Genomic DNA, 13731 nt, shown 5'->3' with positions numbered 1-13731 from the left:
TTTGTCTCGTAAGAAAAAATACCTATTTCTCATTATCTCATATTATAAATTTCCAGTATATATCTTGTCTTCCTGTGAAAATAAAAAAAGGCAATTTCCCTTAAAATCAGGAAAACCGCCTATTCTTTGAAAACTAAAGGAATGATCTTATCTTTTTTATCCTCTGTTAATGAGATGTGATGGGTTACTGATGTTTCCCCCTTCGTCAATGCGACTGAGTAGTCACCTTTTTTGCCTGTATCCCATTTGATGTCTCCGTTTTTATCTGTTTTACCGAGTATCTCGCCTATCTCTGTACTCGGCTCCTGGTCTGAGGCCGGCGCTTTGACAATCGTCACTTGAACCGCTTCGACGGGAAGCCCCTTGGCATCCTCCACATGAAGAGTGACAGGAATAGCCGTTTCTTTCTGAGCAGAATGCGTCTGTGAACTGCATCCGCATAAAAACAAAATAGACATGAAAATAGCTAGTTTGCTGTATTTATTGATTTGCCCAATATTGAATATTGTTGAATACATCGTTCGTCACCCTTGTTCCCAAGTTATATGATGATCCCCCGTTCGTGTGAATCGCAATAGCGGTCTGTCCTGTATCACTGTAGTTTCGATACACAGGCGAGCCGCTTTGGCAGCCGTACGTATCGGTTGTATAGGTCAGCTTATACGTTTCAGCGGAGCGAATCGGCTTTGTATCAGACCACATCGTGCCAAATACCTTGTCACACGGGTATCCTGTCACTGACGAGGAAAGGCCCACGGGACTGCTGCTGTTTGTTGTCCTATAGCCGTACCAGCCAACCGTGTTTCCCGGAGAACCGTTTAATTTAACAGCTCCGTAATCATAATTGGTGTTTTTGCTTTCCGTCCATCCTTTGACGGAGTAAAACATCGTGCCTGAATAAGTTCCGTAAGGATATGAGGAATCATTGCGCCCTGGTGCAGCGGTTATCGACGAAGCCCATCCATGATCCTGGCTGTACACACAATGTCCAGCCGTTACGACTGTATTCGGATTGACTAAAAATCCGGTGCATCCATAAGTGCTTGAGGTGTTGGGATACTTGATTGACAGTTGAACAGTTGCTCTGTAAGGAAAAGACGTTGTACTGGAGATTCTGACGCGTTCATCGGTTCCGATGATACTTGAAGGCTGTAAGGTTTGAATGTTTTTTTCCTGTTCCGTTTGGCCGTAAAGCGATTTACTTGTTTTCCCGGTTCCCTCATAAGGGGCGGAAACCTGTTCTTCTTTTGACGTTTGATTTTTCGTGACATCAGCTTCTTTACCGGTATTCGATACAGAAATTTGCGGGTTCTCTGTTGCTTTTGCCGGTACGCCAAAAGATACCGCCGCTGCCAATGCCAAGCACAAAACCGTTAAGTAAGCGAACCCTCGTTTTCTGAATGTTGGAACTAATTTCATTTTGTCATCTCCCTCCTTTTGTGTCAACCACCCTAACCAATGGAAGACTTTTACATTATAATCACGTTTCCGATTCTTATGATAAAACTTTTATCGGGAATGAAAAAACAGGCCTTGTCCAAGACAAGGCCCGCTTAAACTCTATTTTATAGATAGCTGATCCAATGCTTTCTTTGCATTCTCTCTTGCTGTTTCAACTGTATCCGCCGCAGAAAGCGCAACCGCCATACGGCGTCCGGCTTTCGTTATCGGTTTACCAAAGACGCGAACTTGTGTCTTTGGAACTGCCAGTGCGTTTTCCAGTCCTCCAACAGTGTAATCCGCTGATTCTTCCGGTGCTTTGAGGGGCCGGCTGGCGCCAGGAGAAAGCTGTGTGATTTCTGTAATCGGAAAGCCGAGAATCGCCCGGACATGCAGCGCGAATTCTGACAAATTTTGCGTCACCAGTGTGACAAGGCCCGTATCATGAGGACGAGGAGATACCTCACTGAAATACACTTTATCTTTCGCAAGGAACAGCTCAACGCCAAATAGACCGTATCCGCCAAGCTCATCCGTAATGGCTTTCGCAATATGCTTCGCTTCTTCCATTTGCTGCTCTGTCATATCATGCGGCTGCCATGATTCGATATAGTCTCCGTCCTTTTGCACATGACCGATCGGCTCGCAAAATGTCGTGCCATTCACCGCACGTACAGTTAAGAGCGTAATTTCTGATTCGAATGGGATAAACTCCTCAACGATTACGCGTCCGTTTTTCACACGTCCGCCTTCCATCGCCGTCTCCCAGCAGCTCTCTAAATCCGCTTCAGAGCGGCACACGCTTTGGCCTTTTCCAGAAGAACTCATCAATGGTTTAACGACACAAGGGAAGCCGATTTGAGCTGCCGCTTGTACAAATTCGTCATATGTATTCGCAAATTCATAGCCAGCCGTCGCAAGTCCGAGCGTTTCCGCCGCAAGCCGTCTGATGCCTTCCCGATCCATCGTCAGCTTCGCCGCACGCGCATTCGGGATGACGTGAAATCCTTCCTCTTCAAGCTTCAGCAATTCATCTGTCGCGATCGCCTCAACCTCAGGCACAATCAAATCCGGCTTTTCTTTCTCAATGATGGTTCTGATCTGCTCGCGATCCAGCATATCAACGACATAACTGTTATGCGCGACCTGCATCGCCGGAGCATGCTCGTAACTGTCAACTGCCACCGTCTGTACCCCAAGACGCTGGGCTTCAATCACTACCTCTTTTCCTAACTCACCTGAACCTAACAACAAAACCTTCTTTGATTGATACATCTTTGCCCCTCCTATCTGTTTCCCAACCATTATAACTGAAATATCCGAAAAATAAATTTTTATTAAAATAGATAAATTTATTATTGGAGAATGAATTTTTTTTAAATTCTTAAACGAAAGTAGACCAATAACGGTCTGCTTTCTCTATTCCAAACAGCAACATCATACAAGAAATCCCCAAAAATCATGCTACACTTAACCCAAGACACCACACCGATAGGAGGCATCCCATGCAAAACGAAACCCGAACACTGCAGCTTGATCCGCACCTTAATATAGAAGCCTACCGTTTCAAAGGGATTATGCAAAAATTCCCGAACCACTTTCACGATTATTATGTGATTGGCTTTATTGAAAAAGGACAGCGGTATCTGGCCTGTCAGGATCAAGAATATATCATCAATCCAGGTGATCTTCTCCTCTTTAACCCCCGTGACACGCATAGCTGTGAGCAGATTGACGGGCGGACGCTTGATTATCGGTGTATCAATGTGATGCCGGATGTCATGGAGAAGGCGGTGAAAGAGATTACTGGTGCCGGGCATCTCCCATATTTCTCCCAGCATGTGTTATTCCGCCACGAGCTGACAACCAGCCTGCAGGAATTGCATATTTTGATATCCAAGGAAAAACAGGCTTTGCGCAAAGAGGAGCTGTTTCTTCATCTTCTTGAAGAGCTGATCCGCCATTATTCTGACGTCACATTCCTCAGCAGCATTCCCGAACCGTCCGACGAAGTCAAAATGGTTTGCGAATTTTTAGAAGAGCATTATGCCGAGAACGTTACGCTCAACGATTTGAGTGAACTAACAGGCTGGAGCAAGTATCATTTATTGCGTTCATTTACAAAACAAAAAGGAATTACCCCTAATAGCTACCTGGAGACAATCCGGATTAATCAAGCGAAAAAACTCCTGGAACAAGGGGTTAGACCGATTGATGCGGCATTTCAGACAGGATTCAGCGATCAGAGCCATATGACGAAGTTTTTCAAACGGCAGGTGGGGCTGACACCGAAGCAATACATGAAGATTTTTGAAAAGGAGCTTCAAAGATGAGCATACAAAGAGAAACTTCCGGGCATATCGCAGCCATTGTGACCATTCTGATTTGGGGGACGACCTTTATTTCGACAAAGGTTCTTCTGGATGACTTCACTCCAATGGAAATATTATTTTATCGGTTTTTGATGGGCTTTATTGCGCTTATTCTCGTACGTCCCACAATAATTCCGTTCAAAAATTGGCGGCAGGAGCTGTTATTTGCCGGGGCAGGTTTATTTGGCGTAACCTTATACTTTCTATTAGAAAATATAGCTCTCACCTATACATATGCATCCAATGTCGGCATGATCGTATCCGTTATTCCGATGATCACTGCGGTGCTGGCCCATTTTCTGCTTGAAGGCGAAAAACTGCGGCTGACTTTTTTCATTGGATTTGGGGCAGCACTGATCGGGCTTTTATTGATTACGTTCAACGGCAATGTCGTACTGCGTCTGAATCCGTTCGGAGACATCATGGCAGTCGGGGCCGCTCTCGTGTTCGGAGGCTACTCGATTTTCATGAAAAAATTAAGCGCTTACGATTATCACATCATCGAGCTGACACAGAGAGTGTTTTTATACGGTTTGTTGTTTATGGTTCCCGCTTTATTTTTGTTCGACTTCCATTTTGACCTGAGCCGATTTTCATCCGCTTCAAATATACTCAACATGCTCTTCCTCGGCATCGGTGCTTCCGCCCTGTGTTTCGCAACATGGAATTACTCAGTCGGTGTGCTCGGTGCCGTAAAATCCAGCGCGTATATTTACATGGTCCCGGTCATCACAATCACAGCCGCCATCCTGATCCTGCACGAAAACATGACATGGATCGCTCTTCTAGGAGGTGCACTTACACTTCTAGGCCTCTACATTTCAGAGCTGAAACTGAAACCGAAAGCGAAGCTGATGGGGAATGGATGTAATACGGATGTTTAACGGCATCCATTTTTTATTCTACCGCATTATCTGCTATGTTACTGGCTATTTTTGCTTATTATACAAGCTAACATCAATACAAAACTGCATGAACATAAGTTAAAATATGCTCATGCAGTTTTTTTAGTTTATTTATCGTCTTTTGGAGGTTTATCAAAAAATGAAAAATGATCAAATAGTTTTTGAAAAAACAAAAAACATCGCTCATGATATCGATCAGATGCAAAATCAACAGGAGATAATAGATTATCTTTTTCGCCAAGACTCTCTTACACTCAACCAGTTGAAGCACTATTATTCTGAACCTTCCCTTCCGCTTCAGTTTCTTGTGAAAGTAGCAGTTTTATGCATGTTTATATCTATGACTTTAGCTTCTTTCCTTTTCATCCAAGCAAAAGAAGTTTTCACCAATCCTATTCTATCAGATATTTCACCTGCAGCATTTTCTATTTTTACAGTCATTTGTATCTTTATGACTTATACTAAAGTCATAAAAAGAGGAAATAAAAACAAAGGAAAAGCATCCCTTATTCAACGATCTGAATTCTATGAGAAAAACAAGTTAATTAATACAATACTTTATAAAAAATATAAAATGGATCAACAAAACATACAGGTTAATAAACCAACTGCCTCTGATAATGAAGATTCAATGAATTTTAATGCTGTATTGAATCATGTTCTTACAATTAGTAAGAATGATAAAGAGCTTTTGGGCTACTTACATACAAAAGATAATGCTGTGCTAAGCCAATTAAAAGCATATTTTTCAGCTCGTCCATTTTCCCTTTCACATTATATGAGTTTGATGTTTTGCGGAAGTATAATTGTCGTCTATGCAACTACTTTATTTTCAGGACAAATCAATTACATTGACATACCAGACATTTTTATCTTTCTATTATTAATTATTTTCTTGAAAATCCTTATTGATTTGATAAAGCTTTTAAATATATCTAGAAAAGGACAATTACATACTGTTTTGCACTTTGCACAGAGAGCCGAATATTTGCGAATGAAAGGAGTTATAGATTTTGTTCTAACTGAAAGATATAACAAAAAAATCATGTAGTTTTGTTTTACCCTGACTAAGAAAAGAAATACGCAATTGTTATACTTAGGAGATGTATGTATTGAATATAGACCTACAAACATATAAAGAAACTGAAACAGCCGCGAAGTTCATTTTAGAAGGTAAAAAAGATGCTAAAGAAATCCTGGCTTTTCTAAACAAACAGGATTCTATCATGCTGAATCAGCTAAAAGTATTCTTTAGCGAGCCCCAGCTGACTCTTATACATAGTATAAAAACAGTAATCTACGGCACATTAGTAACTCTATTTTTATATTTTGCAACGAATGAATTACCCCATGCATGGAGTTTACTTGCTAGATTATTTTTTGTTGTTGTCGGGTTTATCTGGCTTGCCTCTTGTTTTAAAAACGGAAAAGCCATTCAAATCTCCCAAAACTTCAAACAAAAATCCGAAAACGCCCGTATAGTCGGAATGATCGACTTCGTATTAGAACAAAAATACAAAAACAGCATCTCTGAATAATTCCAACATCAGAGATGCTCCTTCTCTCTCTCTTACACCTTCTCCACCACAGCCGCACTGTCACGCGTGACCGCCGCGGGCTCCCTCAGCATCACATTCATCACACTCGCCAGCACAAGCATCCCAATCGACAAATAAAAAGCCAGTGTATACTCACCCGTTACCGTATAGATGACGCCAGGCACGTACGCGCCGAGTGCCGAGCCGATTTGATGGGCAAGCGACAGCCAGCCGATCATGAGGCCGATCGAATAGTTTTGAAAGTACTGGGTAGCGAGCATTTGAGTCGGCGCTACCGTGGCGAAGTCCACTAATCCAAACAGAATCGCAAAGGCTAAAAGCAAGTAGGGCTCGTGGCTGTAAATCAAAATCACGATCGACAGTGCGCGTACCGCATATAAAAAGCACAGGATTTTCCGGCTGCTCCACCGGTCCGCTACAATCCCGGACAGTAAGATGCCAGCGATATTAAAGCCGGCAAGCAGGCTGACAGCGGCACTTGTGACTGTCGTTGAAAAGCCGTGATCGTGAGAAAACGGAATCAAATGGGTATCCATCAGTCCCACGGTCGTAAATCCGCAGATCAAAAACGGCAAAATCAAAAACCAGAATTGCCTCATCCGAAACATTCCGGTCACTGAAAGAGCAGTTGATTTGGGCGTTGTTTCTTTTTCCGTAGCAGCCAGCCCGCCTATCGGCTCTGCATTCTTTTCTGAAGGATTGTTCCGCAGCATCAACAGTGCAGCCGGAAAGACAATCACGATTAACAGCAAGCCCAACACCACAACCGTCAGCTTCCAGCTAAACCAATGGATCAGCATGAGTGAGCCGGGAACGAGAAGCATTTGCCCAGCGCCAAAGCCTGCTTCCATGATCCCAAAGGCTAGTCCCCTCTTTTTGCTGAACCAATTGACAACCAACACACTTGCTGCCACATTCGATGCTCCGCCCACTCCAAGCGAAACACCCAGCCCATAAAGCAGAAACAGCTGCCAAGGCGAAGTGACAAAACATGTTAAAAAAATGCTGACTCCTGTCAGTAACGCACTCCATGACAAAACAGCCCGGGCACCCCATTTGTCCACAAGCCGCCCGATCACAGGCTGTGATATGCCATAGACAATAAAGCTTATCGTAGAAATCAGCGAGATGGTGCCTCTATCCATTGAAAACTGCCGTTCCCACGGCTCCACAAATGCACCAAACGACAGGCGCACCCCCTGGACAGCCAATAAGATCAAAAAGGTGACGGACACGATGATCCAAGCATAGTGCAGTCTTTTCATGACAGCTCCAAATCCCACCGTTCTTCTGTCAAACGCTGTCCCCATAATGGTGCTTCTTTTTTCACTTCACTTACCCTAAATCCAATTTTTTCGTAGAGCGGGCGAGCCTCAGCCATAGTGCTCACCGTCCAAAGGAAAACACGTTCAAACTTCATGTCCCGGCAGTATGCAACCAGATGCTCCAGCAATTGAGTGCCGAGCCCTCTGCCTCGAAAAGCGGCATCAACAAGAAACCATCTGAGCTGCACTGTCTTTTCATCATGTTTGACCAATCCGACAGAGCCGGCAAATTTCCCGCTGCTTTCCGCAATCCATATGTTTTCGATTTCAGCATCAAATGTCTCATGAAGATAAGCTAAAAACGTGTCGTCCCAGCCATGAGCCTCCTCATAAAAGTGTCTCTGTTTTTCAATGAGAAGCTGAAGATCATCCGAAAGAAAATAATCTCTAATCGATATGTCTGACGTTCTGGTAGAAAGCGACTGTGAAAGGATCGCTTCAATTTCTGCCATCGCCTCCGCAAGCTTGTGCTGATCCTTTTGGTCAATTTCCTTCAGCATCAGTTCTACTTGTTCGTTGGCTTTCTCCTCCAGCTTTTTATAAATTGTTTTCCCTGTTTCCGTGACATAAATATAATGGTGGCGAGCGTCATCTTTGCTTTTCTGTTTATAGATCAAGTCTTCTTTTTCAAACTGCTTCAAAATCCTGCTGACATATCCCCGATCAAGCCCTAGCTTATCCTGAAGAGTCTTTGCCGTACAATGAGGCGTATTATAAATTTCAAATAAAATCCGAGTTTCTGTTAAGGAAAACGGGCTGTCGTAAATGTGCTCATTAAGGAAGCCAAGGACATTTGTGTAAAATCGATTGAACTTTCTGAATTTTAGTCCGACAGTTGATTCACTGGTTTTCAAACTCATCCCCACTTTCTTATATCGTTAATTAAGCCAATTATAATCAGATATAGTTGCCATAGTCAACGATATGTTGGAAAGTGGGGCATTTTTATTTTCCTGATGCTTTCCTTTTCCTCATCACAATCAATGTGATATAGGATAAAGCCAGTGAAACCAAGCTATAGACAACAACCCAGCCTAAAAATGATTCGTTAAAAATGGTAAAAGTGAACACTAGCGAAATGATCAAACTAAGCACCGGCATCAGATACACGTTTTTACAAACACAAGTCCCGGCAACCGATAACAATATAATCCCTAAAGGCAAAATACCGAATGCGATATCTAATTCATCCACCTGCAACAGCCTCCCTCCAAATTTTTATGCGGCTCGTAAAAAAACATAACTGCAATATGAAAAGGATAATATTCACTTTTTTCTAGATCCATTTTGAAAATTACCCGTTTACATTCACTCCGGACTATGATAATTTAAGAAAGCGCTATCAAGATAAGTTAATAGCTTGGATGGAGATGAGGAGAGCCAGGAATCCAACCCCTTTTTGACAAGGGGTGTTTTCTGGCTCTTTTTGTTTTTCAGAAAGGAGGTACGCCACACATCCAGCACAAACAGCAAAGGGGGATGATTTTAATGCTTAATATATTTAAACCGGCTCCTCACATTGAGAGACTGGATGATTCAAAGATGGATGCGGCTTACAAACGGCTCAGGCTGCAAGTATTCATTGGTATTTTCATTGGCTACGCAGGCTACTACCTGCTGCGGAAAAACTTTGCCTTTGCCATTCCTTATTTGCAGGAACAGGGGTTTTCAAAAACGGAACTGGGATTGGTGCTGGCCGCTGTGTCCATTGCATACGGCTTCAGCAAATTCATCATGGGCATGGTGTCTGACCGCTGTAATCCGAGGTATTTTCTCGCGACAGGCCTATTTTTATCAGCAATTGTTAATATCTTATTTGTTTCAATGCCTTGGGTGACTTCGAGCGTCACCATCATGTTTATCTTTATGTTTATCAACGGATGGTTTCAAGGAATGGGCTGGCCGCCATGCGGAAGGACAATGGCCCATTGGTTTTCCATTAGTGAACGGGGCACCAAAATGTCGATCTGGAATGTCGCCCATAACATAGGTGGCGGGATTCTAGCACCGCTTGTCACTCTTGGCATCGCGATGTTCGTGACTTGGAAAAGCGTGTTTTTCTTCCCTGCCATCATCGCCATTATCATTTCATTTTTGATTGTTTTATTGGTTCGCGATACGCCTCAATCTTGCGGACTCCCGCCAATTGAAGAGTATCGGAATGACTATCCAAAACACGCTTTTAAAAATCAGGAAAAAGAATTAACAACAAAAGAAATTCTTTTTCAATATGTACTGAACAATAAATTTCTATGGTACATCGCGTTTGCCAATGTATTTGTTTATTTCGTGCGGTACGGCGTGGTCGACTGGGCGCCCACTTACTTAACAGAAGCCAAAGGCTTTTCTCCTGAAGATTCGCGCTGGTCGTATTTCCTCTACGAATACGCCGGCATACCCGGAACGATCCTGTGCGGTTGGATCAGTGACCGATTCTTCAAAAGCCGCCGGGCACCGGCAGGCGTCTTGTTTATGGCGGGCGTATTCATTGCCGTATTGGTGTATTGGCTGAATCCCGCGGGCCATCCGCTCGTAGACAACATCGCCCTGATCAGCATTGGCTTCTTAATCTACGGACCTGTTATGCTGATCGGCCTGCAAGCAATTGATCTCGCGCCGAAAAAAGCGGCAGGAACTGCAGCCGGTTTGACCGGATTTTTCGGATACATTGGCGGATCTGCCTTCGCAAACGCCATTATGGGCTTTGTCGTTGACCGGTTTGATTGGAACGGCGGCTTTATCATGCTGATTTCTTCCTGCATTCTGGCAATCGTTTTCTTAGCTTTAACGTGGAATACAGGAAAACGAGCAGAGCACGTTTAAGAAAGAAACATAAAAGATTAATCATTTTTCAACACGTCGTTTACATCACTTTTTTAATATGAAAGACAGGTACTGCTTATCTATAAGGAGGAGAAATCATGCGAAAAAATAGAATACTAGCCCTGGTTCTTCTGTCGCTGGGCTTACTCTCATTTATGGTAACGCCAGTGTCGGCAGCGTCAAAAGGAAACCTGCTGTCACCTGACCGCATCCTTACAGTTGCACACAGAGGGGCTTCCGGATATGTGCCTGAGCACACGATTCTTTCTTACGAAACCGCTCAGAAAATGAAAGCAGATTATATTGAGTTGGATCTCCAAATGACAAAAGACGGAAAATTGATTGTCATGCACGATGAAAAACTGGACCGCACCACAAACGGAACGGGCTGGGTGAAAGACCATACACTCGCAGATATTAAGAAACTTGACGCCGGTTCTTGGTTCAATAAAGCCTATCCGGAAAAAGCAAAGCCGCAGTACGCCGGCCTTAAGGTCCCTACATTAGAGGAAGTATTAGACCGTTTCGGAAAACACGCAAACTACTATATTGAAACAAAAACGCCTGACACCTACCCAGGCATGGAAGAAAAACTGATCGCTTCTTTACAGAAACATAAACTACTAGACAAACATGCTAAGCGTGGTCAAGTGATGATTCAATCGTTCAGCAAAGAAAGTCTAGTAAAAATCCATCAATTACAGCCAAACCTGCCAACCGTTCAATTGCTGGAAGCCAAACAAATGGCGTCAATGACAGATGCTGATCTGGAAGAAATCAAAACATACGCTGTCGGTGCGGGTCCCGATTACAAAGCTCTGAATGCTGAAAACGTCAGCATGATCCGCAGCCACGGCCTCCTGCTTCATCCTTACACAGTCAATACAGAAGCAGATATGCGCCGCCTGCTAGACTGGGGAGTGACAGGAGTGTTCACAAATTACCCTGATATCTTCCAGCACGTTAAAAAAGACTACAAAAAAAGCTGAGAATCTTAGGATTCTCAGCTTTTTCTCATTGATTTTCACCAATAACAGCTTCTGCAATATTCACCGCATGATCGCCGATACGCTCCAGGTTGCTGATCATATCGACAAAGACGATGCCCGCTTGTCCAGTGCACAGCCCTTCATTCAGACGGATAATATGCTTTTTGCGAAGCTTCCGTTCCATCTTATCAATTTCATCTTCTTTTTCAATGACTTGTTCAGCTATCTTCACATCATTGTGGTGCAATGCTTCTATTGACGCCTTCACAGTAGAAATCGTCAAATCCATCATTTCCGTTAAATCCGCCATGGCAGATTCAGTAATAACCACACGATGCGCCTGCTGATATTCAATCAGTTCAATCACATTTTCGAAGTGGTCGCCGATTCTTTCAATGTCCCTGACTGTATCCATCAGCATATGATGCTCCTCAGACTCGTGCTCTGAAAGAGAACTTGAAGAAAGCTCGATCAAATAATCGGTAATTTTCCGATCAAGATTGTTAACCGCATCCTCTATCTGATAAGCATTTGCCGCGTATTTTGGCTGTTTTGTCACTAAAAACTGTTTTGTAACTTCCAGCCCCTGCACCGCAAAATTCCCCATTTGCAGCACTTCTTCTTTTGCTTGCCCGAGAGCAATAGATGGAGATTGCTCGATAAAAATCGGATCAAGATGCGACTTGTATTCGAGCATTGAATCCTTGCCCGGAATCAGTTTTGTTACGACCAAAGCCAATATCCCGACAAAAGGAAGCTGTATAATCGTATTGGTTGTATTAAAGATTCCGTGTGCGAATGCAATCGTCATCTTCGGATCAAGCCCCATCGATGTCTGAAGCGATAAGATCAATCCTGTGAATGGTTTAAGCAAAATAAGGAAAATCGCTGTCCCGATAAGGTTAAACAGCACATGAGTAGCCGCAGCACGTCTCGCTGCAACAGATGCACCTAAAGACGCAAGAACCGCGGTGATTGTCGTTCCGATATTGTCACCGAATAACACCGGTAGCGCACCGTTAATATCAATCAGACCATCTGAAAATAAACCTTGCAGGATACCAATCGTGGCGCTGGAGCTTTGCACGAGAACCGTAAACAAAGTCCCAATAACAACACCCAGAACCGGATTGGAGCTCATACTAACCGTTAAATCATGAAAGGCCTCAAGTGAACGGAGCGGTTTCATGCCGCCGCTCATTAACTCCAGTCCATAAAACAGAGCCCCGAATCCAAACACAATCTGACCAGCGTTTTGTACATTTTTATGTTTAAAGAAAAACAGTAAAAATCCGCCGACAGCAATAATCGGCAATGCATAGGCCCCTATGTCGATTCCGATAATAAACGCGGTAACCGTTGTTCCAATATTGGCTCCCATAATGACGCCAATGGCCTGGCGAAGCGTCATAAAGCCCGCACTGACAAGCCCAACGGTAATAACCGTGGTTCCGGAACTGCTCTGAATCAAAACCGTCACAATAATCCCCGCCAATACGCCCATTAGCGGATTGCTTGTAAAACGGTCTAAAATATTTCTTAATCTATCTCCAGCCGATTTCTGAAGTCCGTCTCCCATGAACTTAATCCCAATCAGGAAAATACCGAGACCCCCGAGAAATTCGAACAGTAATGTTTGGATGTCAATCGCCAACATGTTCACCTCTGTTTAGACATTATTCAGCAAACTCTCTTCGATTATGTTTCAAGTTCAGATGATTGTAAATAAAACATCCACTTAATTTACAATAACTTAACAATAAGCCTTATGGTCCTATTAAACGTTTACATTGGTGTAATATTTCGCGATGAACATGACCAATCGACTACAAAAAACCTTGCGTGATATCGCAAGGTTTTCTCATCACAGTTATTCTTTCCCACAGAGCTTTCAGTATACCAGCCGCAAAGAATAACAGGCACAATCGCTGAACAGTTTCCCTAAATAAATCGGCAAAGGTTTAGCCATAATCAAAACGGGAATGATACAGGAAACACTACTCTTAAAATAGAAAGGAGTATCACCATGAAACAAAAGCTGTTACTTTCAGGTCTCGCTGTTTCAACTGTCAGCATCACTTCTTATCTATTAAAAGACCCGTCAAATCGCCAAAAAGCTAAAGAATTCATTCACAGCATGAAAATGAAAATAACAAAACAGCCAGACATGGAAACGTTCCCAGTCGATAAAGCCGGCCACCCGGACCCTCAAGATATCGAGGACAACAAAATGGTATCAGAAGGCTCCATGTATCCCGTCCAATACTACGATGAAAAAAAGAAGTAACCAAAAAGCTCTCTTCGATAAGGAAGAGAGC

14 protein-coding genes are annotated in these 13731 nt (G+C 43.2%); 7 read left to right on the top strand and 7 right to left on the bottom strand.

From position 1 onward, the window contains the following. Nucleotides 1–119 precede the first annotated feature (119 nt). The 3 genes from Q5C82_RS17590 to purT form a co-directional block, all read right to left on the bottom strand. Nucleotides 120–518 (bottom strand): YbfJ family protein, encoded by a 399-nt coding sequence (locus tag Q5C82_RS17590; protein ID WP_003223754.1) that lies wholly within the window; start codon nt 516–518, stop codon nt 120–122. After that, nucleotides 481–1419, bottom strand: a complete 939-nt coding sequence (gene mpr / locus Q5C82_RS17585) for an extracellular metalloprotease Mpr (RefSeq protein ID WP_003223752.1) — start codon at nt 1417–1419, stop codon at nt 481–483. Before mpr ends, Q5C82_RS17590 begins: the two co-directional genes overlap by 38 nt. Nucleotides 1420–1560: 141 nt before the next feature. Continuing rightward, complete coding sequence (gene purT, locus Q5C82_RS17580; RefSeq protein ID WP_003223750.1) at nt 1561–2715, bottom strand: phosphoribosylglycinamide formyltransferase 2; 1155 nt, start codon at nt 2713–2715, stop codon at nt 1561–1563. 230 nt (nt 2716–2945) lie between these two features. On the opposite strand from purT, the gene Q5C82_RS17575 reads away from it, so the two are divergent. The 4 genes from Q5C82_RS17575 to Q5C82_RS17560 all read left to right on the top strand — a co-directional run bounded on the left by Q5C82_RS17575 (nt 2946) and on the right by Q5C82_RS17560 (nt 6255). Beyond that, nucleotides 2946–3773 (top strand): AraC family transcriptional regulator, encoded by an 828-nt coding sequence (locus Q5C82_RS17575; protein ID WP_003223748.1) that lies wholly within the window; start codon nt 2946–2948, stop codon nt 3771–3773. Next, on the top strand, nt 3770–4696 hold the full coding sequence (locus Q5C82_RS17570; RefSeq protein WP_003223746.1) for a DMT family transporter: 927 nt from the start codon (nt 3770–3772) through the stop codon (nt 4694–4696). Before Q5C82_RS17575 ends, Q5C82_RS17570 begins: the two co-directional genes overlap by 4 nt. A gap of 160 nt (nt 4697–4856) precedes the next feature. After that, the gene (locus Q5C82_RS17565; protein WP_003223744.1) at nt 4857–5768 is read left to right on the top strand and encodes a hypothetical protein; all 912 of its coding nucleotides are present in this window, start codon (nt 4857–4859) and stop codon (nt 5766–5768) included. Between the two features lie 61 nt (nt 5769–5829). Continuing rightward, nucleotides 5830–6255: a hypothetical protein gene (locus Q5C82_RS17560; protein ID WP_003223742.1), complete on the top strand. Its 426-nt coding sequence runs from the start codon at nt 5830–5832 to the stop codon at nt 6253–6255. Nucleotides 6256–6287: 32 nt separating this feature from the next. On the opposite strand, the gene Q5C82_RS17555 is transcribed toward Q5C82_RS17560, so the two are convergent. The 3 genes from Q5C82_RS17555 to Q5C82_RS17545 form a co-directional block, all read right to left on the bottom strand. Next, nucleotides 6288–7541, bottom strand: coding sequence for an MFS transporter (locus tag Q5C82_RS17555; protein ID WP_003223740.1), 1254 nt, complete (start codon nt 7539–7541; stop codon nt 6288–6290). After that, nucleotides 7538–8455, bottom strand: coding sequence for a helix-turn-helix domain-containing GNAT family N-acetyltransferase (locus Q5C82_RS17550; protein WP_003223737.1), 918 nt, complete (start codon nt 8453–8455; stop codon nt 7538–7540). Before Q5C82_RS17550 ends, Q5C82_RS17555 begins: the two co-directional genes overlap by 4 nt. Nucleotides 8456–8546: 91 nt before the next feature. Beyond that, nucleotides 8547–8795 carry a YbeF family protein gene (locus Q5C82_RS17545; protein WP_003223735.1) on the bottom strand — a complete coding sequence of 83 codons (249 nt, stop codon included), beginning with the start codon at nt 8793–8795 and terminating at the stop codon, nt 8547–8549. Between the two features lie 294 nt (nt 8796–9089). Between Q5C82_RS17545 and glpT the strand changes: the two genes are divergently transcribed. Together glpT and Q5C82_RS17535 are read left to right on the top strand one after the other, a co-directional pair. Then, entirely contained in the window at nt 9090–10424 is a 1335-nt protein-coding gene (glpT, locus tag Q5C82_RS17540; protein ID WP_003223733.1) for a glycerol-3-phosphate transporter, read from the top strand. Nucleotides 10425–10522: 98 nt separating this feature from the next. After that, nucleotides 10523–11413 carry a glycerophosphodiester phosphodiesterase gene (locus Q5C82_RS17535; protein ID WP_003223731.1) on the top strand — a complete coding sequence of 297 codons (891 nt, stop codon included), beginning with the start codon at nt 10523–10525 and terminating at the stop codon, nt 11411–11413. Nucleotides 11414–11438: 25 nt separating this feature from the next. On the opposite strand, the gene Q5C82_RS17530 is transcribed toward Q5C82_RS17535, so the two are convergent. Beyond that, nucleotides 11439–13070: a Na/Pi cotransporter family protein gene (locus Q5C82_RS17530; RefSeq protein WP_003223729.1), complete on the bottom strand. Its 1632-nt coding sequence runs from the start codon at nt 13068–13070 to the stop codon at nt 11439–11441. A 369-nt stretch (nt 13071–13439) separates the two neighbouring features. Here Q5C82_RS17530 and Q5C82_RS17525 point away from each other — a divergent pair, with 369 nt between their 5' ends. Further along, entirely contained in the window at nt 13440–13700 is a 261-nt protein-coding gene (locus tag Q5C82_RS17525; protein ID WP_003223727.1) for a hypothetical protein, read from the top strand. Nucleotides 13701–13731 lie beyond the last annotated feature (31 nt).

The sequence above is a fragment of the uncultured Bacillus sp. genome (genome assembly GCF_958411575.1).
Taxonomy (GTDB): domain Bacteria; phylum Bacillota; class Bacilli; order Bacillales; family Bacillaceae; genus Bacillus; species Bacillus spizizenii.
This window is presented reverse-complemented; position numbering and strand designations above follow the sequence as displayed.